The organism is Erythrobacter sp. HA7-11, assembly GCF_055693605.1.
The window spans coordinates 124,794-146,481 of record NZ_JBVFUF010000002.1 but is presented as its reverse complement, the minus strand read 5'-3'; the positions used below and the strand labels follow the sequence as shown (position 1 = coordinate 146,481).

The following is a 21,688-nucleotide window of genomic DNA, read 5'->3' as shown; positions in this document are numbered from 1 at the left end:
AGTGCCGGATGAGGCATTGCACGTGATTGAAGGGTTCAGCATCCCGGTAACGCTCGCGATAGCGAGCGCGGCGGTGAGCGTGATCATCGCCATGCGCTACTTTTTGACGAGCGGACTGTTTGACTTCATCACGCGGCGTCTCCGGCCTGGCCTCTACGAAGAGCAGACCTCGCAGATTGCGCGCGAGATCCGCTGGTCGCTCATCGCAGCGGTCATTTTTGCCGTCCCCGCTGCATTCGCGATCTGGAGCTGGAACCACTTGGGGTGGACAATGCTCTACACAGATTTGGGCGCCTATCCGATCTGGTATGCGCCGCTTTCGGTCCTGATCTACCTGTTTGCGCATGACACCTGGTTTTACTGGACCCACCGGCTGATGCATCGCCCGCGCTGGTTCAAGCTGGCGCACCGCGTCCATCACGACAGCAAGCCTCCCACAGCGTGGACAGCCATGAGCTTTCACCCGATTGAATCGGTGACCGGCGCGATCATCATCCCGCTTCTACTGTTCGTGATCCCGATCCATATCGCCATGCTGGCGGTGGTTTTGACAGTGGCGACGGTGATGGGCGTGACCAATCACATGGGCTGGGAGATGTTTCCGCGCTGGATTGTTCATTCCGCGTTGGGGAATTGGGTGATAACAGCCAGCCATCACGAGCGGCATCATGAGGAATATCAATGCAATTTCGGGCTCTATTTTCGCGTCTGGGACAGGCTGTGCGGAACCGACCGCGGCCTCTCGCACCGCATCGTGGCGGACGCTGGATCAAGGCGAGCGCCGCAGCCCTGATCGCTGGCGGAACGCTGGGCGCAATCGCCACCCCTGCGAGCGCTGGCGAGGTTGTGATCACGGTCACCGACATCCGTTCTAGCAAGGGTGTGGTTCGCGCGTGCATGACAACCAAGGAAAGCATTTTCCCCAAATGCCGCAAGGATCCGAACGCGCACCGCACCGTCGTGCCCGCCAGCGGTACCGTCACAATCCGCTTCACCGGCGTGAAACCGGGCAAATATGCGATCGCTCTGCTGCATGACGAAAATGACAATGGCAAGGCTGATCGCGCGCTCGGCATGATGCCCAAAGAAGGTTACGGATTTTCCCGTGACGCCAAAGTGCGCATGGGACCGCCAAAGTTCAAAGACGCGGTGTTTGACTATGCCGGCGAGAACGAGGCGCTTACCATCAAAATGCGGTATTTTCTCTAGCACACTCAATGCCATGATGGCTGGCGACGTCACCACGCCAATCCGCTCTACCGTTCGCAGTTTGATTTTGTTCGTTAGCGCCGTGAAGTCTTTTCGCGTCACTTAACGACATGTTTACCATGCATTGCCAAAACAGCCCGAAGAACCGTTCAAAAAGGGGCAAATTCGGGCCATGGACAATCTGCGGGGCGCTTTCGATTCTTCGGAATCAGCCGACGACAATCAGGACTGGGATGCTGTCGAAGAGCATGATGCTCGCGACGTGCCCCCTGACTCCATCGGTCAGGACGAGCGCCGCATGCAGGTGCGCGCCTACAATCACTGGGCCAGCCTTCTGGGCGAGCGCACCTACCCCTCGATCGAGGATCTGGAACCTGCAAATCTGCCCGATTTCGGGCCGTTTTCAGTCGTGCTCGACTTTTCCGACGGCATTGATGATCCGGCCGTTTATTTCCTCGGCGGATCGCTCGCAGAAGAATGTGGTGCAGAAGGCCACATCAGCAGACTTTCGGACGTCCCGCCACGCTCCCTGTTGAGCCGCATTACCGATCACTACATGCAAATTCTCGCCAATCAGGCCCCGATTGGTTTTGAAGCGGAATTCGTCAATCAGCGCGGTATCGAAATCCTCTATCGCGGAATTTTGCTGCCATTTTCGAGCGATGATGAGACAATTGATTTCATTTACGGCGTGATCAACTGGAAAGAGATGGCAGACCAGGTCACAGCCGATGAGCTGCTGCTTGAGATCGATCAGGCGCTCGAAAGCGAAGAAGACATCGAAGCCGAAGCGGCACGAGCCGCAGAAGCACTCGGTTGATCCGGTGACCGAATGGGCGGACTCACCTGCGCACGATCACGAAGCTGCACGCGAACCTGAACTCGCCTCGGTCGAAGAGGACAGCGAAGAGCCGCTCGATCTGGGCGACTACGCTGACGTGACGCCAATTGGCGAGGCCGAAGAAAACGCGACGCCTGCAACCGATACCGAACTCGATGACATGCCAATGCCGAGTTTCGGCGACTACGCGCTCGACGACTTCGGCGAGGACGAAGAAGAAGGCGAAGAGGAAAGCGGCTCATACGATTTCGCATCGCTGACCGATTACATCGAAGCTCCGGCGAAAAAGACGCAGGCGCTCGATATTGATCCAGCCGAGCTCGAGAATGTCGATTATGACAATGGTGAATCTGCTGCTGGCGATGAGGACGCGGTGCCGGACTATGCGCCGCTCGAAGATCCAGTGGCGGATGAACCCGTAATTGAGCCTATTCCTTCGCAGGAACCGGTGGTGGAGCCTGTGGCGGAAGTCGAGCCTGAGGTTGAACCAGCGCCGGAGCCTGAAACGGCTCAGCCTGTGCCAACCGAGCCAGTGGAGACGGTGCCCGTGGCTCTTGCTGGTGATCTTATGGAAGAGGTCAGCGATGAGCTTCCCGAGGACGCTGGACTTTATGATTTTCTCGCATCCGCACGCGAGCTCGCACAAACCGCTAGTGCCAGCGAAGATCGCAGCCGCAAGGCGCTCTACGCAGCGGTTGGCCGCGCCTACGACTTCTCGCTCGCCGCTCAAGACGAGCCTGAAGACTATAATGAGCTGATCGAAGAAAACGGCCTGACTATTCAGGACCGCGCTCCGATGACACCGGTCGTGAAGCTCGTGTTTGGCACCGATTACGACAAGACACGCCTGACCGAATATGCGGCCGTCCTCAGCCACGCACACCGCGTCGGTATCGAGCGCGGCGGCCTCGCCGGGTTCCTTGGCGAAGCGGAAGGCGGCCTTAAAGGCGTTGTGCAGACCGAACGGAAAATGCGCCGCGAAGAGGCCGGCAAGGAAGTCGAAGTCAAAGACGGTCCGCGTGAAGCGCTCGCTAAAAAGCTGCGCGAACTCGACGCGATGCTGATTGAGGCGCTGGATGGCGAAGGTCCGGAGTTCGGCTTGGTCATGATCCGCCGCAACGAAGCGGGTATGGTCGAAGTGCTCGGCGAGATCGAACAAGACATCCCGATGATCGAGAAGGCAGCGCGCAAGCTCGTCGGCTAAGATCGGGCCTTGCCCACCGCTGCATTATACATTCGCCGCGCTCGCCGCGCAGGCGGATAGTCCTTTGCGAACAGTGGCTCACGCGTTAACGCGCGCGCATGCCCCTAGATTTTGGAAACTCATTCGTCCGCGTTCAGCCCTATTTCGGCTTCCGCAACGAGAGCAGGCTGACTATCTCTGCCCGCGCGCTCAAGGGCAAAGAGGCCGACTTCCGCCGCACTGGCCGCTGGCGCGCGATCCGCACGATGATGTCGCAATTCGCGTCGCGCGAAGTTGAGGGTCTGACGGTGCGACTTGAGGCCGAACGCCTGGATGGCGAGCGCGTGACCCATCGCGCAGAAACCGACGCAGAAGGCTTCGTCCATTTCGACATACCTCTCGAAGGCGATTGGTCGCTGACCGGTGATACCGATTGGGAAGTCGTGGCGCTGCATTGGCAGCATGAGGGAGACGATCACTGCATCGAAGGCCACGTGCTGACGCCCGGCGAGCAAGCTGAACTCGGCATTATCTCCGACATCGACGACACCATTCTCGAGACCGGAATCACAGGCGGGATGGGCAATTTACTGCGCAACCTCAAGCGGGTGATCGCGCAATTGCCAGATGAGCGCATCGCCGTACCCGGGGCCGATGTCTTTTACGGCGCGCTGGGCGGCGGCGCGCCGCTCGCACCCCAGTCGGCGAGCACAGGCAAGCGCCTGCCAGCCACCAAACGCCCGTTCTTCTATGTGTCGTCGAGCCCGTGGAACCTCTATTCCTATCTCGTTGCCTTCAAGCGCAGCCGCGGCCTGCCGCTCGGTCCGATCATGCTGCGCGATTGGAGCCTCAGCCGCGAAACTCTCGGTTCTGCCGGGCATGGCGCGCATAAACGCGCGGCGATTGAGCGCATCTTGAGTTCCTACCCCGACCTGAAATTCGCGCTCATTGGCGATGACACCCAGGGCGATTTCGCCGCGTTCGGCGACACGGTGAAGCGCTATCCCGAACGCATCGCAGCGGTCTTCATTCGCCGCGCGGCGGGCGCAGACCTAAGCGCTGAAGAGCAGAACGCGCAGGCAATTATGGAGGCTGCAGGCGTCCCGCTTTGGCTTGGCGATGATTACCATACCGGCGAGGATTTTCTCGCGACGATTGGGCTGTCTGCGGACGGAGAAGCGGAAAAGATTGTGGCTTCTGTCGAAAAGCGGGATCAAGAGTAGAAAATGACGCGGAAGGCTTGGAAGCGCATGGCTTGGGCTATTGGAATCATCTTGGGACTGATCGTTCTAGCAGGCTTGGCGCTGCAATTTGCGATTTCGCAAAATGGTCCGGCGGTGTTGTCCGCGGTTGATCGCCTGACAGGCGATGCTGACAATGTGGCGCTCAAAGCTGAGATCGAGACCGGCGATAACGCGGCGCAAAAGCTCTATGTTTGGGGGCCGGAAACGCGCGAAGAGAATGCCGAGCCTTTGCCGGTCCTGCTGTTCGCACATGGCGGCAGCTGGCGCTCTGGTGATCCGGTTGATTATGGGTTTTTCGGGCGGTCTTTTGTGCCGAAAGGGTTCGTCGTCGTGCTCGCGGGTTACCGTAAGCATCCGGAAGCGGTCTACCCAGCAATGCTGGAGGACACAGCCAGTGCAATCGCCTGGACCAAGGCGCAGATCGCGGAGTATGGCGGCGATCCCGACCAGATCGTAATCGCGGGCCATTCGGCGGGCGCATACAACGTGGTGATGACCGCACTCGAAGAGCAGTGGCTCGAACGCCTCGGGCACGCCACCAGCGACATAGCCGGCGTGGTTGGCCTCTCGGGACCCTATGATTTCTATCCCTTCGACAGCGAGTCGACCATCAATTCCTTCGGACCGGCTGAACAGCCCGAAAAGACGCAGCCCATCAATCATGTGCACGGCGACGCCCCGCCCATGCTCTTGGTGCACGGCGAAAAAGATACGCTCGTCTATCCGCGCAACACTCGCGAGCTCGCCAACCGCCTACAAAAAGCAGGCGCACCGGTGGAAACGATTTATTATCCCGAAAAGGACCATAATCAGCCGCTGATATCGCTCGCTGCGCCATGGCGCGAATCGCGCGATATTGACGACAGAATTGCCGACTTTGCCAAAAGAGTAACCTCTCGACGCTAAGCTTCAGTTCCAGTTCAGGACGAATCCCGCTAGCACACGCACCATGCGCACACTTTTGCATCCCTCGGGCCGAATGGCCCCTCGCGCGCTCGCTGCGCTGATTGCTCTTCTCGCCAGCTTCGCGCTGGCTGTGCAGTCAGCCGCCGCGCAATCGATCCTGCGCGATGCGGAGACCGAAGCTTTGCTGCTCGATATGGCCGCGCCGCTGGTTGAGGTGTCCGAGCTCGAAGGGGGCAATGTCGATATTGTCCTTATCAACGACCCGTCGATCAACGCTTTCGTTGCCGGCGGCCAGATCGTCTACATCCATTCCGGGCTGATCGACGCAGCTGATACGGCCAATGAAGTGCAAGGCGTTATCGCGCACGAATTGGGCCACATCACCGGCGGGCATATCGTCCGGTTCAGCGAAGGCGCGAGCGCGGCGAGCAACATATCGCTGTTGTCGCTGCTGATCGGTGTTGGCGCCGCCCTGGCGGGCGCAGGCGATGCAGCGATTGGCGCAATCATGGCTGGTCAGCGCGCTGCGCTTGGCCGCTTTCTCGCCTTCAGCCGGGTGCAGGAAAGCGCGGCGGATGCCGCCGGTGCGCGCTATCTCTCAGAAGCCGGCATTTCTGGCCGCGGCTCGATCGCCTTTTTTGAGAAGCTGCAAAATCAGGCGCGTCGCTATGGCTATGCCCGCGATGACGAAGCCGAGTTCACCCGCACGCACCCTCTTTCGAGCAATCGTATCGCACGTTTGCGCGAGACCTATGCTGCCGATCCCGCATGGGAGGCGCCCGACGATCCCGAGCTTCAGGCGCGGTTTGAACGCGTAAAAGCCAAGCTCTTCGGGTTTTTGCAAGATCCAGAGCGCACGCTCAACCGCTATCCGAACAGCGATACGAGCATCGCGGCGCGCTATGCCCGCGCCTATGCATTTCACAAGGACGCGCAGATCGACAACGCGCTGGCAGAGGCCGATGCCTTGCTCGAAACAGATTCCGACAACCCCTATTTTCTCGAGCTGAAAGGTCAGGTCTTGCTGGAATCTGGCCAGCCGAATGAAGCGCTCGTCCCGCTCCGCAAAGCGACCGATATCACGCTCAATCAACCGCTGATCGCTTCGATGTTCGGCCATGCGCTGATCGCCACCGAAGATGAGGCCAATTTCGAAGAGGCCGAACGTGTGCTGCGCGCAGCTGTGGCGCGGGACCGGTTGAATCCGTTCGCGTGGTATCAGCTTGGCGTCGTTTATGCCGCGCGCGGCGACATACCGCGTGCCCGGCTTGCGAGCGCGGAGCAGCAAGTGATGACGCGCCAATACCCTGCGGCACTGCGAAGCGCACAAGCTGCAGAAGCTGGCTTGCCCGTCGGTTCGCCAGATTGGATCCGCGCACAAGACATATCCTTGCAAGCGCGCGCAGAACTGGAACGGCTGCGCGATAGCCGCTAAACCAGAGCGCTCACACAGTTTGGGAATTTGCAGTGGTTAGAAATCTCGCAACCGCCTTTATGGCTCTTGTCTTCGGCTTTCTTGGGGCGGCGATCTGGTCTTACTCTGGCCTTGCAAACAGCCAGACCCGCGCTTTCATGCTCGATAATCCCGAATTGCTCCCGCAAATGGCCGAGGCCTTTCAGGCCCGCGAAAACGAGAAGCAATTGGCTTCGGTTCGTTCGGACGTGGTCGAAGCTTTCGCAGGGGCATATCTGGGCAATCCGAATGGCTCGAAGCTGTTGGTGGAATTCGCTGATTACAATTGCGGCTACTGCAAGCAGGCTGTCGACGACGTCAAACGACTGATCGCGGAAGACCCCGAACTCAAAGTCGTTATGCGCGAATGGTCGATCCTGCCCGGCAGCGAAATTGCGGCGCGCATGGGCCTGGCCGCAGCGCTGCAAGGCAAATACGAAGACTTCCACTTGGCAATGTTCCGCTTGGGTCCAGTTACTCCCGAAACGGTTGAAGCCGCCGCACTCGAGGCTGGGCTGGACCTGGAAAAGGCGCGCACTGATGCCGTGTCCGATCCAGTCACCATGGAGCTGGCGCGAAATAATGCGATTGCGCAACGATTGGGTATCGGGACTCCGGCATTCGTCACCGGGCAAGAGCTGTTCAACGGTCTCGTCGGCTACGATGTCCTAAAACAGGCGATCGAACGGGCCGGCGTCGAAGCCGATCACGCTGATGGCGATGAGGCGTCCGACGCATAATGCTCAAAAGTCTGCGGCTTTTTGCAGCTGGCTGCGCGGCCTTGTTCGCGGTGCAGTCTCCATCGAGCGTGGCTGCAATCCCGCCAATTGATGCAGGAAGCGAAGCGCGCAGCGCACTCGAAGATTTTCACAGACTTGACCAAAAGCTGCAAAATGTCGGCTGGAGGCTCGCGCGCGGCAATGCCGATCATTGCGCGGAGACTGTGCCGTCGATTGGGCTCACGCTTCAGGACATGGTGACATTCCGCCAGCCTGATGTGGTGCGCAAAGCGATCGGACTCGAGCGTGACTTTGCCATTCAGACAGTCGCCGCTCGCTCACCCGCTAGCGCGATTGGCGGCTTGGTGTTCGGGCGCGAAGTGAGCGCGCTTGATGGTCAGATGATCAACGACTGGCCTGCTGGCGAGCATTCGCATTGGCAGCGCCTCACCCGCGCGCACGACTATATCGACGCGGCTTTGGAGACGACAGGCGAGGCTCGCATCACGGCTGCCGATGGGCAGGAGTACACGCTTGAACCCGTTACCGTCTGCGCCACACGTTTCGAGCTCGACGCGGGAAGCAGACGCGCGCTTGCCGAAGGGTCGCGGGTGGTGATCGGCAGCAAGTTTATTGGCTTCACCTATCCCGAAGAGGAATTTGCCGCGGCCATCGCGCATGAGCTTGCACACAACGTCCTCGCCCACCGCGCTTGGCTTGATGCCAAGGGCCGCAAGCGCAAAAACGTCCGCCTGACAGAGCGTGAAGCAGACCGGTTGATGCCATGGTTGCTCGCCAATGCGGGCTATGATCCGCGTGCCGCGCACCGCTTTATGACCAAGTGGGGGCCGCGCCACGATGCCGGTATCTTCAGGGCGCGCACGCATGACGGATGGGACGAGCGCGCCGAGTTCATCATGGAAGAGATCGAACAGATCGAGGCCTTAATGGCCGCATCGCGAGAGGCCGAAGTGGCAGACTGGCGCACGCATTTCCGCCGCGAAATAGACGTCGATGGGCTCAAAAAGGCGCCTTGAAGCCGTTGGCTAACCTGCCGAACATCACCCCAACAGCGCTCGCGAACATAGAGAATCCGCCGTTTTCTGGGCCAAATGGTGCGGCGGGCGCGATCACTCGCAGGCAAAAGCACCTGCCAACTTGCGACGAAATGAGTTAGAACCCATGTGATGGCAATGCTTCCGATCAAGCCTGCACCGTTCTTTGCCAGCAAGAACCGGGCGTTTTGGAACCTGCAATTGGCGGGTTGGGGCGGCGCGTTCCTGCTGCGCGCGATGATTGCATTGGCGAATGGCCAACCGCTTGATCTGCTCGTGATCATCTTAGTCACCACCATTACCGGATTTTCGATCAGTCTTATTCTCTCGGTAATTTACCGGCAGCTGATCAATCGCAACGCCTATGTCACCTGGGTTACCACAGCGCTGGCATTGCTGGGGGCAGTGTTGGTCCATGCGACAGTGGATGCATGGGTGCAGGGCATTTACCTTGGCGGGGCCAGCGACACCTCCTTCATCCAGCGGATGATCGGCCTGTCGTTTATTCCGCTCGCTTTTCTCGGCGGGTGGAGCGCGCTGTATTACGCGATCAATTACTTCCTGACGCTCGAGGAACAGGCTGACCGGCTTGAGCGATTGGAGACACAGGCGACCAGCGCTCAGCTTGCGATGCTCCGCTACCAGCTCAACCCGCATTTCCTGTTTAACACGCTCAATTCGATCAGCACTCTTGTGCTGCTCAAGCAGACCGAGCCAGCCAATGCGATGCTGACGCGCTTGTCGAGCTTTTTGCGGCACACACTCATTTCCGAGCCGGGCGCGCAGGTGACTCTCGCGCAAGAGGTCGAGACGCTGCAGCTCTATCTCGATATCGAACGGATGCGGTTTGAAGACCGACTGCGCACCGAATTTGCCATTGAAGATGATGCAATGGACGCACTGCTCCCTTCAATGCTGCTGCAACCGCTGATCGAGAATGCAATCAAATATGCAGTCGGTCCGCAAGAAGAAGGTGCGAAGATTTCGTTGTCTGCCCGGATTATGGCCGGGCGGTTGCGCATCATGGTCGAAGACACCGGACCGGGCGCGGACACGCCCGTGCAGCAATCGTTGATCGAATATGAGCTCGACAAAGCCAATCAGCCCGTTTCAACCGGCGTCGGCCTAGCCAATATCCGCAACCGTTTGGCTCAGGCCTATGGCGCGGATCACAAGTTCGAAACCACATCGCAGCCTGATGGCGGTTTTATCGTGACGATCGACATACCGTTTCAAACCGAAGATCAGCCTGTGACTGCCCCCGCAGCGCAAGGCGACCCCCGAATCGGCTCCGACCCCGCGGAAGCCGATACTGCCGCCCCCGGCACCAACCCCCAGCCAGCGTCGGCGATTCGCATTAATCCCCAACGCGCCATTGGACCAGCTACATGACTATCCGCACTATCCTTGTCGATGATGAGAAACTTGCCACGCAAGGCCTCCAATTACGGCTCGAGGCGTTCGAGGATGTCGAAGTGATCGACACCTGCTCGAACGGACGCGAAGCCATCCGCAAGATCAAAACCGAAAAGCCCGATCTGGTCTTTCTCGATATCCAGATGCCCGGCTTTGACGGATTTTCCGTGGTCAAAGGCATCATGGAAATCGAACCGCCTTTGATCGTGTTCGTAACGGCATTCGAGGAGCACGCCATCCGCGCCTTCGAAGCCAATGCGGTCAATTATCTGATGAAGCCAGTCGATGAGGACAAGCTCGCCGATACTATGGAGCGTGTGCGTCAGCGCATTGCCGAGAAGAAATCGGCAGACGAGGCTGACAAGCTCAAAAATGTGCTCGCTGAAGTTGCGCCAGACAAGGCCGATGAGTTCTGTGAAGCGGCAGCCGAAAACACCGAGCGCTTCGAGAAGCTGATCAACGTGAAGGATCGCGGGCAGATCTTCCGCGTCGAGGTGGACTCGATCGAGCATATCGAGGCCGCGGGCGACTACATGTGCATCTACACCGGCGACAATTCGCTGATCCTGCGCGAAACGATGAAAGATTTGGAGCGCCGACTCGACCCGCGCACCTTCCAGCGCGTGCACCGTTCGACGATCGTCAATCTCGACCAAGTGCGTCAGGTTAAGCCGCACACCAATGGCGAATGCTTCCTGGTGCTGGATAGTGGTGCAGAGGTGAAGGTGTCGCGCAGCTACCGTGACGTTGTGGCGCGCTTTGTGCATTGATGTTGTGTGAGGGCGCATCGGCGCCCTCATCCTCGGCGCTGCGCATTCGCTCCGACCAGCCTATTTATAATGACTTGGTGGCGGTAGCTCGGTTCGCGCAGCGAACCGCAAGGGCCTTCTGCCCGCCCACAGCGATGCGGTCTTTGATCGCATGAGCGAGGACATCGCGAGCGCGGATGCGCTTGCGGAAAACAAGGGACTGCTTCACACAGCTCCAATGTCTCAATTCGAGTTAACTGGTTTCGATCTCGACGCATTTGTCCGCGACACACTTGCGGAAGACCTTGGCGAGGGCATGATTGGCGGCGGGCGCGATGTCACATCCGAGAGCGTGATCCCGGCCGATGCGCGCTTCTCCGGCGTGATGGACAGCCGCGATCCGATCGTGGTTGCGGGCCTGCCCATTGCCGAAGCGTTCTTCCGTGCGCTCCAGCCCGATATGGAAATCGAATTGCTCGTCAGCGATGGTGACACGGTTGAGCCGGGCGCGGACCTGATGCGCCTCACTGGCAATGCCCGCGCCATGCTGACCGCAGAACGCAGCGCATTGAACACGGTGCAGCACCTCTCGGGCATCGCCACCATGACGCGCGAATATGTGACCGCGATGGACAATCCCGATTGCACCTTGCTCGACACGCGCAAGACCATCCCCGGCATGCGTCACCTTGAAAAGTACGCTGTACGCATGGGCGGCGGCAACAATCACCGGATGGGCCTGTGGGATGCTGCGATGATCAAGGACAACCACGTCCTTGTCGCAGGCAGCGTGGGTGAGGCAGTGCGCCGCGCCTCAGAAGCAGGCGTCGAGCACATCATTTGCGAGGTCGACCGGCTCGACCAGATCGAACCGGCCTTGCAGGCAGGTGCACACCACCTGCTGCTCGACAATATGGAACCGGATACTCTGCGCGAGGCGGTCGCGATGGTCGATGGCCGCGTGCCGTGCGAAGCATCGGGCGGAATCAACCTCGATACCATCAAGGCCAAAGCTGCGACGGGCGTCAAATACGTTTCAGTCGGGCGGCTGACACAGAGCGCGCCTGCTGCGGATATCGGGTTGGATTTCACCCCGCTATGATGATCCAGAAAGGGCCGCGCCCTGCCGGGATCAATGCTTTTGCCGCCATTCTGTTAGGCCTCGCCGCATGGAACCTCGTAACGGCTCTGTTCGATCTGCCCGCACAGCAAGAGGCGTTGGCCGCGCTCGGCCTGGGCCTGGAATGGAACCGGGACTGGACGATTGTTGCGAGCTCAGCATGGTTCACGATCGAGTTGATCCCCATTGCGCTCGTCTGGCTGATCGCGAGCCCCTTCGCCCGCTGGCTCATTGTCGGCATGACAGCCGTGAAAGTGGCGCTTGTCATCACCAATCTACCAATGCTCTATGCATTTCCGGGTATTCTCACAGGGCAGCTGATCTCGCTGGGCGCCGTGGCGCTGTTGTTCACGCAAGGCGCGAATGATTGGTTCGCAAGCAGGAAAGGGGTTGATGCGCATGAGTTTGACTAGAGGGTTTGGCTCCACGCTTGCCGTTCTTGCGATCATCGTGCCCGCATCTGCCCACGCGCAAGCCTATCAATGCCGCGCGCCGCAAGTCTCCACTGTTCCGCCGGTCACGCCCAACGGCCAGACCCGCACCACGCCCGTCACCGGCTACACTATGGCGCTGAGCTGGTCGCCGGAGTTCTGCAAGCCGCGCGAGGGACAGCGCGCGCATCGCACCCAATGCTCGGGCGACAATGGACGCTTTGGCCTCGTCGTTCATGGCCTCTGGCCGCAAAGCGCCAATGGCCGCTGGCCGCAATGGTGCCCGACGCGCGGTCGCCTGACACCGGCAGAGGCGCGTCGCAATATGTGCATGATGCCATCGACCCGGCTAATCGCGCGGCAATGGGCCAAGCACGGCAGCTGCATGACCAGGCGTCCGGAGACCTATTTCGAGGTCACACGCATCCTGTGGGACAGTTATCGCATCCCCGATTTTGACCGGATCAGCCGCGAGGATGACCTGACCGCAGGCCGCATTCGCCAAGCCTTTGCCGATGCCAATGGCGGCATTCAGGCGAGCGCTGTTGGCGTAAAGCTCAATTCGCGCGGATGGCTGCAGGAATTGCGCATCTGCTACAACACACGCTTCCGCCCGACCCGCTGCGATGCAGGCCGCTTTGGCGCGCGCGATGGAGTGAAAGCGAAAATCTGGCGAGGGATGTGATCGCTGTTTGATCCCGATCAATGCAGATCTCTGGCGATCCTGTCAGCCTTTCCGCATGATCGAAATCGAACAAATCTCAGACAAGGCCCATCGCATGGTGGCAATCGAAGAATTCCGCCAAGCCGATGCCGAACGGATGGCCAAATTCGCCAAGGAACAGCTGGAAGCAGGCGGCGGCGGCAACCTGCTGATAGACATAACCGCGCTGGGCGATGTTTCGCTGTCAGCGGTCAGCGTGGAAATGGCGTATATCCCGAGCTTGATGAAATGGGTCTATGGCCTCGATCGGATAGCGGTCATTTCCGACGATGATTGGGTGCGGACTGCGGCAAGGCTTGAGAGCGCGCTGCTGCCCGGCATCAATTACGAGGTCTACGACGATGATGAGGCTGATGCTGCCCGCGCATGGATTCTGGAAGAAGCTGATGCTCCGCACACCGGTGCAATCCACGAGCTGGATTTGGGCAAACCCCATATCGCCGCCTACGAGTTATCTGGTCGGCTCGACCGCCAAGAATCGGAGCGCGGCATCGCCATGGTCCGCGCGCGATTGGAGGACCCCAACTGCAAGCGCTTGATGCTGGTCATCAAACATTGGCACGGTTTTGATCTGGATCGATTGTTGAGCCGCGAGGTGCTGTCAGGAAAGCTCGAGATCGCACGCAAGCTTGAACGCTACGCCGTCGTCGGTGGCCCCAAATGGGTCCGTCGCTATGCCGAATTCACCAGCATCCTCGTTGATGCCGACATCAAGGCGTTTGACCTCGACGATCAGGATGATGCGATTGCGTGGCTGGAGACGGCGTAGAAGAATCGCTAGCGCACCCGCTTGTAATCCTCGCCGCCAATCCAAAGCACGCCATATCGGTACGAACTTGCCACGTGGCTTGGCAGACCCGCTGTAAAACACCGAAGTGCGCACTGTTCGACCATCACCATAGCGCAGGGTCAGGGTCGAACCATCGAGCGACCATCGCCCAGAATTGCCGGAACGCGACCTTGCTGCACCGGCACCAGAGCTAGCTGACTTGCTGCTCGATTGGCTAAAAGTGCCATTGCTGCGAAAGGTGAACTGCTTGACCTGCGCAGTCAGTACCTGGCCGCCCAGTGCCGTATTCCCTCCCCCTCCAATTGCTTGATAGGTGCCAGAGAGGAAGCGTGAAGCGGGCAAAGCGGTTGGCGGGCCGACGGTGGGTTTGAGCTCCGACGTGTCGCCATCGGACCATCGCACCTGGACATTGCGGCCCGAATTTCTCCACGTGCCAACATGAGAGGCTTTGGCGCTTCGGATCGCGCCGACATCAACCGCATCCACGGCATAGCTTCCGAGTTTTGCTGCCGTGCCTCCATCAAGAAGCGCGACGAGATCATATGTTGGGTAAACCGCCCCGCCGACGCCATAGCTGTATTTCAGCTCGAACATGATCCGCTGCGCGCTTTGGCCAGACGCGGGAGTGGATACAACAGTGCGAGGTGCTGGGCGCGCTGCAGGCGCACTGGAAGATGCCGCGGAAGCGTTCGCATCGGGATCGGCGAGCGCCGCCATCCGCTGCTTGGCTCCCTCCATCCGCTGATTGAGATTGGGAGCAGACTTGGCAGCAAGATAGGCCATAACAAGCACGCTGTTGCCGCTTTGCTGAACACCAATGATCTGCGCCTGCATGGTCACGCCGCGTTGGATGTATTCAATGTCTTGCACATACAAAGGGCCAGACATGCGGTCGCGCGCCATCACCACTCGGTCTGCATTGCCCGTCATCGTGCTCGCGAATTGCTCCACGCCGTTGGCAATATTACTGGTGTTTTCAAAGGTACGAAACACCATGACTTCGCCGCGCGGGTTCGACTGATAAACTGTTAAAGAGCGGTTTTCTGACCGGTCCCAGCCTTCAGGTGCCACGCTATCAGGGTTGGCCAATGCAGGGCAGGCCACCGACAAAAGCAACACAAACGGCAACGCTGTCTTCATGACAAGCCTCCCACAAACCAGCGTAACAGCATATCGCGTGTATCAAACGGATGCGCGACAAACCGGCTTGTGCTTGCGCCGATCACCGCGGCGTTTGGGTGGCGATTTTGTCCCGTTCTTTCACCGGCGCACACGAAAGAATGCGCGCAATATTTCCGCCGCCTCTGCTTCGCCCATGCCCGAATAGACGTCTGGCCGGTGCAGGCATTGCGCCTGTTCGAATACCCGCGCGCCATTCTCGACCGCGCCGCCCTTGGGATCGCTTGCCGCGTAGTAAAGCCGCGCAATCCGTGCGTGGCTGATCGCGCCAGCGCACATCGCGCAAGGCTCCAATGTCACATAGAGATCGCAGCCAGTGAGCCGCTCATCGCCAAGCTTTTCCGCTGCCATTCTCAGCGCGCGTATCTCCGCGTGCCCGGTTGGATCAGGTGGGGTTCGCGTCGCATTGGCGGCAACTGCCAGAACCTCATCGCCGCGCATAACGACAGCGCCCACGGGCACTTCGCCAACCCCAGCGGCTTCACGCGCAGCGGCGAGAGCTGTTTGCATCGCTTGCGGGACAGGCCATCTCGTCATATTGCCGCGCTAGCGACGACGCAGGCACAGCGCAACTTTGCTTGACGATTCGCCCACCCCCGCTATGCGCGCCGCTTTCCGGGATAACCCGTCTAATCAGGGCGCCGAATCGAATCGCGCGGCCCGTAATTGTGAACGAAACGAGAGATATCATGTCGCGCATCTGCGAACTGACCGGCAAGGGTCGCCAAGTTGGGAACAATGTCAGCCACGCCAACAACAAGACCAAGCGTGTTTTTCTGCCCAACCTGCAGAACGTAACGTTGCTCAGCGAGAAGCTGGATCGTGGTTTCAAGTTCCGCGTGTCGACACAAGGTTTGCGCTCGGTTGAGCACAATGGCGGCCTCGACAACTGGCTGCTCAAGACCAAGGACGACAAGCTGTCGGCCCGCGCTCTTAAAGTGAAGCGTGAGCTTAAGAAGGCTGAAAAAGCCGCCTAATCAGGCGTGAGCTTTCGGGTCATCTGACCTCAAAAGAATTCGGAAGGCGTGCGGGTGCTACTCGCGCGCCTTTTCCTTTGTCTGCTTAGGATTAGCGGCAGAATCCTGCTTCGCTTTCGGTCCACCGGCAGGCCAACGCAGTTTGACCAGCAATGTCCGCTGGAACGCGGACAAATTGTTGTCAGCGATCATATAAAGCCAGCCAGCCTTAGGATTGTCGTTGTCGGGGACGAAATCCAATCCCTCGAAATTCTCGCCGAACATCTCGCCACTAAAGGTCTGCACAACTGTACCTGACCATTGTTCGCCTTCAACAATTGCACCGGGGTCGGCACGCACAATCCGTGCGTCAAATTCAGCGTCAGGCAAGCGGTATTGCACGCGGCGTTCGAGAATGAGCACATCGCCACCTGGCACTTGCGCGGCATCAACTGGAGAATAACGCGGCGTGCTTTTGTAGCGGAATAGGATGGCGTCGGCTCCCTCCACCGGATCACCGGAATAAAGCACGCCGGGCCGATCGCGCCGACCACCAGTGGGCTCCGGCGCTTCTCCCAGCACAAGAAACCGACCATCAGCTAGACGCAAAAGTGTCTCGGGTCCGCTATTGGACGACCATGAAGAGATCTCCTTCGGCCTTGCTCGGGTCACGCTGCCATTAGGATTGATCCGGTCGATCACATTGCCGTGTTCGTAAGCCGCCCACAGCGCACCCGTCTTCGGATCGCTGGTCAGCGCTTCCAGATCGGTAAGGAATGGCTGAGCGGGAGATCGCCACGGCAGATAGCCCAGGCGATTGACCACGCCCCTTGCGCCATCATCGGCAAATTCAAAATCTAGGAAGCGCCCCCTGTCGCTGCCCGCAAAGAACAGCCCGTCGCCTTGCGCAACAAAGCCGGAATAGCCGCCAATATCAGGATGATCTGAACGGATCTGCCAGACGTTCTCGACCGTCAGCGGCCCTTCAATGCCCTTGCGAGTTTCAATCGCCACAAAGGCGATCGGAGCGTCAGCAAGCGGCGCCAAATTGGTGCGCACGAATGTGCCCGGCGCAAGGCCGAGTGCAACCGCGATGATCAGGAATTTGCGCCCCATATCGGCCAGGTGTCCTTGCGCTTGTGACGCGCTTTACTGTGGGCCTGTAAACAACAGCGGATCTAGCCGCGTATCGTGCCATTTGAGGCCCCAGTGAAGGTGCGGGCCACTGGCACGTCCTGTCGCACCGACATTGCCGATATAATCGCCCTGCTTGACCGTCTGCCCCTCGCGCACCGCAATCTTGGACGCGTGCAGAAACGCACTGTTCAGCCCTGCACCGTGATCAATTATGATCAAATTACCCTCAAGGCTGAACCCGCTGCGTGCGAGTACCACCACGCCATCGGCAGGAGCGACAAAGCGCACACCCGCACCCGGCGCGATATCGATTCCCGAGTGGTAGGAACCCGGTTCGCCGCGATAAATCCGCTGGCGCCCGAAAAGGCCAGAAATGCGGCCCTTCACCGGCCAGATAAAGTCCTGCTTCCAACCTTCAGCGCCGGTGACTTTCTCGCGTGCTTCCTTGATCGCCAGCCATTCCGGCTCGCGCTTCTTCCACCAGGCCTCGCTCGACCGACCAGTGCCGCGAGCAACATTAACGCGCTGAATGTTCCACTGTCGCGGAGTGACATTGATCGCCTTGCTGACGGTCTCCCCGCTTTGCAAGGTGGCTGAGACTGTCAATTTGCCCGGACTGTCGCGGTCGAATGCGGCGAAGAAAGAACCATCCGCGCCAATGTTCAAGGGTTGCTCACCGAGCATCGCAGAGATTGTCCCTTGCGGCACACGCCCACGGATGAAGCCGCCTTGGGTCATTTCTCCGGCGAATTGAAGCTGGGCGCGGGCCATGGTGAGATCAGACAAAGGCGCGGTCCCGATCCGCTCGTTGGCGGGCTTGGGAATGGGTCGCGCGTCCTTGATCGTGGCCGTATAGGGCGCCTCAGACTTTGCGGGGTCTGATGCCGCCGTTTCCGGTGTCGCCGCTTCGCCAGATGCGCAGCTGGCAAGACCTAAAACCGCGGCCAAGCCAGCGGCGCGGATGCCATAAAAGGCCGCGATCATATCTCGCCCAAGAAACGCTTGGTCGAGATCTCGCAGGTTGCATAAGCCTCTTGCCGCTCGGCACTCCAATAGCGCAGCTCTTCCAGCGGGATCACCTCTTCGGTGACGGCGCAAAAGACATGCTGGCCCTGCCGGATCACCCGGAAGGTTGAGGGGCCGTATTGGAGTTTGGCGGCTTTATCGCCCGATGACATCAACATGGTTCACTCTCTAGCATGTGGGTTCAGTCAAACAAATCCGTTTGCTCAGGTTTGGTTTCGCTCGGCGGGGTGCGGCGCTTTTTTGCAGCAGGCTTGGCGGTAGGCGATGCAGGCGCGAGGGGATGCTCACGCTGATCTGCACCACCTGCAGCAATGTCTAGCGTGCCGTCCTTGAATTGAAGCTTAAGCGCGCTTTCCCGTTCGGCCTGCGCTTTGCCGGTCAATGCCTTACCCGCGGCGTCGCGCACAATCGCATAGCCGCGTTCGAGCGGTTTTTCGGGATGGAATTGGCTGGCGAGCCGCGCGAGCGCTGCGAGTTTCTCTGATTTGCGCGCCAAAGGCTGCTCGACCAATGCAGGCGTAAAACGCACCCGCTCCAATCGTGATCGCGCATCACCAGCAAGACGCTGGAGCACTATCGGAGACAGACGAGACGACACACCCGCCAGCGCCTCGCGCCCCTGCCCCGCTCGCGTCATCAGCCCGCGCTGCAGGCGTTCACCAAGATCATCGAGCCGCTGGGTTTGCGCCTGCAACAGATTTTCAGGCCTTGGGAGACGCTGCACCCGCGCGTCGAGCCGCTCGCGACCAAGCTCGACCGGGCGATGCACCGCGCGGCGCTGTCGCATAGCAAGGTCGGCGAGCGTTGCAGCGAGATCCGCCCGCACCGGAACCGCCATCTCCGCTGCAGCGGTTGGGGTCGGCGCGCGCTGGTCCGCAGCATAATCTGCCAAGGTCGTATCGGTTTCGTGGCCCACGGCAGAAACAACCGGAATGGAACATTCTGCGATCGCACGAACCACTTCTTCCTCGTTAAAGCCCCACAGATCTTCGATCGAGCCGCCGCCGCGCGCGACAATCAGCAAATCAGGGCGCGGCAGATCGCCGCCATGCTCGAATGCATCAAACCCGCGAATGGCGTTCGCAACCTGTGCCGCAGAGCCCTGCCCTTGGACCAGCACTGGCCAAACCAGAACGTGGCTGGGAAAGCGATCCGCCAGCCGATGCAGGATGTCGCGGATGACCGAGCCTGTCGGCGATGTCACCACGCCGATCGTGCGCGGCAGATACGGCAGCGCGCGCTTTCGCTCAGGGGCGAATAAGCCTTCTGCCGCCAGCCGCGCGCGGGTTTTCTCCAGCAGCGCCAGCAAAGCGCCCTCGCCCGCAATCTCCATCGAATCCATGACGATCTGGTATTTCGACTGACCCGCATAGGTGGTCAGCTTACCTGTCGCGATCACCTCCAAACCCTCTTCGAGATTGAAGTTGAGGCGGGCGGCATTCCCCTTCCACATCACCGCATCAAGGTTCGATTTCTCGTCCTTCAGCGTGGTGTAGACATGACCCGAGCGAGGCCGCGACACCCGCGAAATCTCACCGCGCACACGGACATAGCCGAACCGGTCTTCCACCGTCCGCTTCAGCGCATTCGAAATCTCGGTGATCGACAAAGGTTGCGCGTTGTCGCCCTGCCGCTCTCGCGCTACGAGGCCGGGATTGTCATCATCATTTTGCGGCGGGGAAGCCATGAATATCCTTCTACTTGGGTCTGGCGGGCGCGAACATGCGCTGGCGTGGAAGCTGGCGCAATCCCCCTCTTGCACAAAGCTCTACGCTGCCCCCGGCAATCCGGGCATCGCCGAGGATGCAGAGCTGGTGTCGCTCGACGCAGGCGATCACGGTGCAGTGGCGTCATTTTGCAAGGAAAACGCAATCGGCCTGGTCGTGATTGGCCCTGAGGCCCCCTTGGTCGATGGCCTCGCGGACAGTCTGCGCGGCGAGAGCATCCCCGTGTTCGGACCCTCCAAAGCGGCGGCGCAATTGGAAGGGTCGAAGGGCTTCACCAAAGAGCTGTGCGACCGCGCGAACATCCCCACTGCGGGCTATGTCCGCACGACCTCGCTAGAAGAGGCCGAAGCCGCGCTCGCCAAGTTCAGCGCACCCTTCGTTCTCAAGGCCGATGGCCTGGCGGCTGGCAAGGGCGTCGTGATCGCAGAAACCGAAGCCGACGCCAATGCTGCGCTCGCCGACATGTTTGGCGGACGCTTTGGCGAGGCGGGCGCAGAGGTGGTGGTCGAGGAATTCATGGTGGGCGAGGAAGCGAGCTTCTTCGCGCTCACCGATGGAACCGCCATTCTCCCCTTTGGCACCGCGCAGGATCACAAGCGCGTGGGTGAAGGCGATACCGGGCCGAACACAGGCGGCATGGGTGCTTACTCGCCTGCACCAGTGCTGACGTCAGAGCTTCAAGCGAAGGTGATGGACAAAATCATCCGACCCACGGTCGAGACCATGCGCGCCGAAGGCATCCCCTATTCCGGTGTGCTCTATGCCGGGCTGATGCTGACCGCGGATGGCCCGAAGCTGATTGAGTACAATTGCCGCTTTGGCGATCCCGAATGCCAGGTTCTGATGACGCGGCTGCAAAGCGATCTGGCCGCGATCATGCTCGCCTGCGCCAAGGGTGAATTAGCCGGTGTCGAAGCCACATTCGCGGACGCCACTGCACTCACGGTAGTAATGGCGGCTAAGGGCTATCCCGGCACGCCTGACAAGGGCGGCGCGATTGATTTGGGTTCGGCTGAGGAGGGCGATGCGAAGGTCTTCCACGCGGGCACCGCAATCAAAGACAACGCGCTGGTCGCCAGCGGCGGGCGAGTGCTCAACGTCACCGCCACCGGCGCAAGCGTCACCGCCGCGCAAAAGGCCGCCTACAAGGCTGTCGATGCGATCATCTTCCCCAGCGGCTTTTGCCGCCGCGACATCGGCCAGAAAGAAGTCGACCGTGAAGCAAGGCAATCCGCATAGATGATTGAGTTTCCGCCAAACCCTTCATTGTCAGAAGCAAATCTTCCGAGCCCCTCCAGTTACTCCAAATTTCACCCTTTTATCAAAGGGGTGTTCAGCCAATGGCATCCGACGCCCTTTGAGCTGTTCGGCGAGCAATTTGTTTGCGCCGAACAATATATGATGGCGTGCAAAGCAGCACTTTTCGAGGACCAAGAGGTCGCTCGAAAAATCATAACTACCGATGATCCTGCTGTTCATAAGCGCCTTGGCGCCCAAGTGAAAAATTTTGACGATGTGCTTTGGCACAAGTGGCGCTGCCACATTGTGTTCGAAGGAAACCGAGCAAAGTTCCAACAGAATCACGGGGCGATGCGTCAGTTGTGTAACACCTCGCCAAGCATGCTGGTTGAAGCCAATCCGCGTGACTGGAACTGGGGAAATGGATTGCATATCGATGACCCCAATAATCAGAGGCCCGATAGCTGGCGCGGAGACAATTTGCTTGGAAGAATACTCACCATGATCCGAGATGGTTCACGCGAAGCGCGCAGCTAATCAACGCTCGATTTGATCTCGGTCAAAGCGTGGGCGACAAAGCCGTG

Annotated in this window: 23 protein-coding genes; 18 read left to right on the top strand and 5 right to left on the bottom strand. The window is 59.6% G+C overall.

The genetic code is table 11. From position 1 onward, the window contains the following. Positions 1-91 precede the first annotated feature (91 nt). From ACZ1GU_RS00920 to ACZ1GU_RS00850, 15 genes are all read left to right on the top strand, one after another. Positions 92-793 carry a sterol desaturase family protein gene (locus tag ACZ1GU_RS00920; RefSeq protein WP_472648667.1) on the top strand — a complete coding sequence of 234 codons (702 nt, stop codon included), beginning with the start codon at positions 92-94 and terminating at the stop codon, positions 791-793. Then, entirely contained in the window at positions 721-1,209 is a 489-nt protein-coding gene (locus tag ACZ1GU_RS00915) for a DUF2141 domain-containing protein (RefSeq protein WP_472646271.1), read from the top strand. Before ACZ1GU_RS00920 ends, ACZ1GU_RS00915 begins: the two co-directional genes overlap by 73 nt. A 172-nt stretch (positions 1,210-1,381) precedes the next feature. Continuing rightward, on the top strand, positions 1,382-2,029 hold the full coding sequence (locus ACZ1GU_RS00910) for a PAS domain-containing protein (RefSeq protein ID WP_472646270.1): 648 nt from the start codon (positions 1,382-1,384) through the stop codon (positions 2,027-2,029). Beyond that, the gene (locus ACZ1GU_RS00905; protein WP_472646269.1) at positions 1,953-3,254 is read left to right on the top strand and encodes a hypothetical protein; all 1,302 of its coding nucleotides are present in this window, start codon (positions 1,953-1,955) and stop codon (positions 3,252-3,254) included. The genes ACZ1GU_RS00910 and ACZ1GU_RS00905 overlap by 77 nt, the downstream gene beginning before the upstream one ends. Positions 3,255-3,352: 98 nt before the next feature. After that, a complete protein-coding gene (locus ACZ1GU_RS00900; protein ID WP_472646268.1) occupies positions 3,353-4,456 on the top strand; it encodes an App1 family protein in 1,104 nt (367 codons plus the stop codon). A 27-nt stretch (positions 4,457-4,483) separates the two neighbouring features. Then, positions 4,484-5,383, top strand: coding sequence for an alpha/beta hydrolase (locus tag ACZ1GU_RS00895; protein WP_472646267.1), 900 nt, complete (start codon positions 4,484-4,486; stop codon positions 5,381-5,383). Between the two features lie 43 nt (positions 5,384-5,426). Beyond that, a complete protein-coding gene (locus ACZ1GU_RS00890) occupies positions 5,427-6,818 on the top strand; it encodes a M48 family metalloprotease (RefSeq protein WP_472646266.1) in 1,392 nt (463 codons plus the stop codon). A gap of 32 nt (positions 6,819-6,850) precedes the next feature. Beyond that, positions 6,851-7,576 (top strand): DsbA family protein, encoded by a 726-nt coding sequence (locus ACZ1GU_RS00885; RefSeq protein ID WP_472646264.1) that lies wholly within the window; start codon positions 6,851-6,853, stop codon positions 7,574-7,576. After that, positions 7,576-8,592 (top strand): M48 family metalloprotease, encoded by a 1,017-nt coding sequence (locus ACZ1GU_RS00880; protein ID WP_472646262.1) that lies wholly within the window; start codon positions 7,576-7,578, stop codon positions 8,590-8,592. The genes ACZ1GU_RS00885 and ACZ1GU_RS00880 overlap by 1 nt, the downstream gene beginning before the upstream one ends. A 150-nt stretch (positions 8,593-8,742) precedes the next feature. Further along, positions 8,743-10,002, top strand: a complete 1,260-nt coding sequence (locus ACZ1GU_RS00875) for a sensor histidine kinase (protein WP_472646261.1) — start codon at positions 8,743-8,745, stop codon at positions 10,000-10,002. Next, positions 9,999-10,796, top strand: a complete 798-nt coding sequence (locus ACZ1GU_RS00870; RefSeq protein ID WP_472646260.1) for a LytR/AlgR family response regulator transcription factor — start codon at positions 9,999-10,001, stop codon at positions 10,794-10,796. Before ACZ1GU_RS00875 ends, ACZ1GU_RS00870 begins: the two co-directional genes overlap by 4 nt. Before the next feature lie 217 nt (positions 10,797-11,013). After that, positions 11,014-11,877 carry a carboxylating nicotinate-nucleotide diphosphorylase gene (gene nadC / locus ACZ1GU_RS00865; RefSeq protein ID WP_472648666.1) on the top strand — a complete coding sequence of 288 codons (864 nt, stop codon included), beginning with the start codon at positions 11,014-11,016 and terminating at the stop codon, positions 11,875-11,877. Beyond that, complete coding sequence (locus ACZ1GU_RS00860; RefSeq protein WP_472646259.1) at positions 11,874-12,308, top strand: hypothetical protein; 435 nt, start codon at positions 11,874-11,876, stop codon at positions 12,306-12,308. Before nadC ends, ACZ1GU_RS00860 begins: the two co-directional genes overlap by 4 nt. Next, positions 12,295-13,011 (top strand): ribonuclease T2 family protein, encoded by a 717-nt coding sequence (locus tag ACZ1GU_RS00855; protein ID WP_472646258.1) that lies wholly within the window; start codon positions 12,295-12,297, stop codon positions 13,009-13,011. The genes ACZ1GU_RS00860 and ACZ1GU_RS00855 overlap by 14 nt, the downstream gene beginning before the upstream one ends. 55 nt (positions 13,012-13,066) lie before the next feature. Further along, entirely contained in the window at positions 13,067-13,819 is a 753-nt protein-coding gene (locus ACZ1GU_RS00850) for a SpoIIAA family protein (RefSeq protein ID WP_472646257.1), read from the top strand. 1,281 nt (positions 13,820-15,100) lie between these two features. Here the strand turns inward: ACZ1GU_RS00850 and ACZ1GU_RS00845 are convergent. Then, entirely contained in the window at positions 15,101-15,556 is a 456-nt protein-coding gene (locus tag ACZ1GU_RS00845; protein ID WP_472646256.1) for a nucleoside deaminase, read from the bottom strand. Positions 15,557-15,708: 152 nt separating this feature from the next. On the opposite strand from ACZ1GU_RS00845, the gene rpmB reads away from it, so the two are divergent. Next, the gene (gene rpmB / locus ACZ1GU_RS00840; protein WP_472646255.1) at positions 15,709-15,996 is read left to right on the top strand and encodes a 50S ribosomal protein L28; all 288 of its coding nucleotides are present in this window, start codon (positions 15,709-15,711) and stop codon (positions 15,994-15,996) included. A gap of 57 nt (positions 15,997-16,053) precedes the next feature. Here rpmB and ACZ1GU_RS00835 read toward each other — a convergent pair whose 3' ends face one another. Genes ACZ1GU_RS00835 through xseA form a run of 4 tightly spaced genes read right to left on the bottom strand, consistent with a single transcriptional unit; the run spans position 16,054 to position 19,825 of the window. Further along, positions 16,054-17,091: an esterase-like activity of phytase family protein gene (locus ACZ1GU_RS00835; protein ID WP_472646254.1), complete on the bottom strand. Its 1,038-nt coding sequence runs from the start codon at positions 17,089-17,091 to the stop codon at positions 16,054-16,056. Positions 17,092-17,124: 33 nt separating this feature from the next. Beyond that, positions 17,125-18,096, bottom strand: a complete 972-nt coding sequence (locus ACZ1GU_RS00830; protein ID WP_472646253.1) for a M23 family metallopeptidase — start codon at positions 18,094-18,096, stop codon at positions 17,125-17,127. Next, complete coding sequence (locus tag ACZ1GU_RS00825; protein WP_472646252.1) at positions 18,093-18,296, bottom strand: DUF2093 domain-containing protein; 204 nt, start codon at positions 18,294-18,296, stop codon at positions 18,093-18,095. The genes ACZ1GU_RS00830 and ACZ1GU_RS00825 overlap by 4 nt, the downstream gene beginning before the upstream one ends. Positions 18,297-18,319: 23 nt before the next feature. Continuing rightward, positions 18,320-19,825: an exodeoxyribonuclease VII large subunit gene (xseA, locus tag ACZ1GU_RS00820; protein ID WP_472646251.1), complete on the bottom strand. Its 1,506-nt coding sequence runs from the start codon at positions 19,823-19,825 to the stop codon at positions 18,320-18,322. On the opposite strand from xseA, the gene purD reads away from it, so the two are divergent. Together purD and ACZ1GU_RS00810 are read left to right on the top strand one after the other, a co-directional pair. Then, positions 19,824-21,104, top strand: a complete 1,281-nt coding sequence (purD, locus tag ACZ1GU_RS00815; protein WP_472646250.1) for a phosphoribosylamine--glycine ligase — start codon at positions 19,824-19,826, stop codon at positions 21,102-21,104. The two genes, xseA and purD, sit on opposite strands and share 2 nt — an antisense overlap. Continuing rightward, complete coding sequence (locus ACZ1GU_RS00810; protein WP_472646249.1) at positions 21,105-21,641, top strand: NADAR family protein; 537 nt, start codon at positions 21,105-21,107, stop codon at positions 21,639-21,641. Positions 21,642-21,688 lie beyond the last annotated feature (47 nt).

Bases quoted from the DNA above. Each gene is read 5' to 3' on its own strand.
- ACZ1GU_RS00920 (WP_472648667.1), top strand. From the start codon at position 92: ATGCGCTACTTTTTGACGAGCGGACTGTTTGACTTCATCACGCGGCGT.
- ACZ1GU_RS00910 (WP_472646270.1), top strand. From the start codon at position 1,382: ATGGACAATCTGCGGGGCGCTTTCGATTCTTCGGAATCAGCCGACGAC.
- ACZ1GU_RS00900 (WP_472646268.1), top strand. From the start codon at position 3,353: ATGCCCCTAGATTTTGGAAACTCATTCGTCCGCGTTCAGCCCTATTTC.
- ACZ1GU_RS00895 (WP_472646267.1), top strand. From the start codon at position 4,484: ATGGCTTGGGCTATTGGAATCATCTTGGGACTGATCGTTCTAGCAGGC.
- ACZ1GU_RS00890 (WP_472646266.1), top strand. From the start codon at position 5,427: ATGCGCACACTTTTGCATCCCTCGGGCCGAATGGCCCCTCGCGCGCTC.
- ACZ1GU_RS00880 (WP_472646262.1), top strand. From the start codon at position 7,576: ATGCTCAAAAGTCTGCGGCTTTTTGCAGCTGGCTGCGCGGCCTTGTTC.
- ACZ1GU_RS00875 (WP_472646261.1), top strand. From the start codon at position 8,743: ATGGCAATGCTTCCGATCAAGCCTGCACCGTTCTTTGCCAGCAAGAAC.
- ACZ1GU_RS00870 (WP_472646260.1), top strand. From the start codon at position 9,999: ATGACTATCCGCACTATCCTTGTCGATGATGAGAAACTTGCCACGCAA.
- nadC (WP_472648666.1), top strand. From the start codon at position 11,014: ATGTCTCAATTCGAGTTAACTGGTTTCGATCTCGACGCATTTGTCCGC.
- ACZ1GU_RS00860 (WP_472646259.1), top strand. From the start codon at position 11,874: ATGATGATCCAGAAAGGGCCGCGCCCTGCCGGGATCAATGCTTTTGCC.
- ACZ1GU_RS00855 (WP_472646258.1), top strand. From the start codon at position 12,295: ATGAGTTTGACTAGAGGGTTTGGCTCCACGCTTGCCGTTCTTGCGATC.
- ACZ1GU_RS00850 (WP_472646257.1), top strand. From the start codon at position 13,067: ATGATCGAAATCGAACAAATCTCAGACAAGGCCCATCGCATGGTGGCA.
- ACZ1GU_RS00845 (WP_472646256.1), bottom strand. From the start codon at position 15,556: ATGACGAGATGGCCTGTCCCGCAAGCGATGCAAACAGCTCTCGCCGCT.
- rpmB (WP_472646255.1), top strand. From the start codon at position 15,709: ATGTCGCGCATCTGCGAACTGACCGGCAAGGGTCGCCAAGTTGGGAAC.
- ACZ1GU_RS00835 (WP_472646254.1), bottom strand. From the start codon at position 17,091: ATGGGGCGCAAATTCCTGATCATCGCGGTTGCACTCGGCCTTGCGCCG.
- ACZ1GU_RS00830 (WP_472646253.1), bottom strand. From the start codon at position 18,096: ATGATCGCGGCCTTTTATGGCATCCGCGCCGCTGGCTTGGCCGCGGTT.
- ACZ1GU_RS00825 (WP_472646252.1), bottom strand. From the start codon at position 18,296: ATGTTGATGTCATCGGGCGATAAAGCCGCCAAACTCCAATACGGCCCC.
- purD (WP_472646250.1), top strand. From the start codon at position 19,824: ATGAATATCCTTCTACTTGGGTCTGGCGGGCGCGAACATGCGCTGGCG.
- xseA (WP_472646251.1), bottom strand. From the start codon at position 19,825: ATGGCTTCCCCGCCGCAAAATGATGATGACAATCCCGGCCTCGTAGCG.
- ACZ1GU_RS00810 (WP_472646249.1), top strand. From the start codon at position 21,105: ATGATTGAGTTTCCGCCAAACCCTTCATTGTCAGAAGCAAATCTTCCG.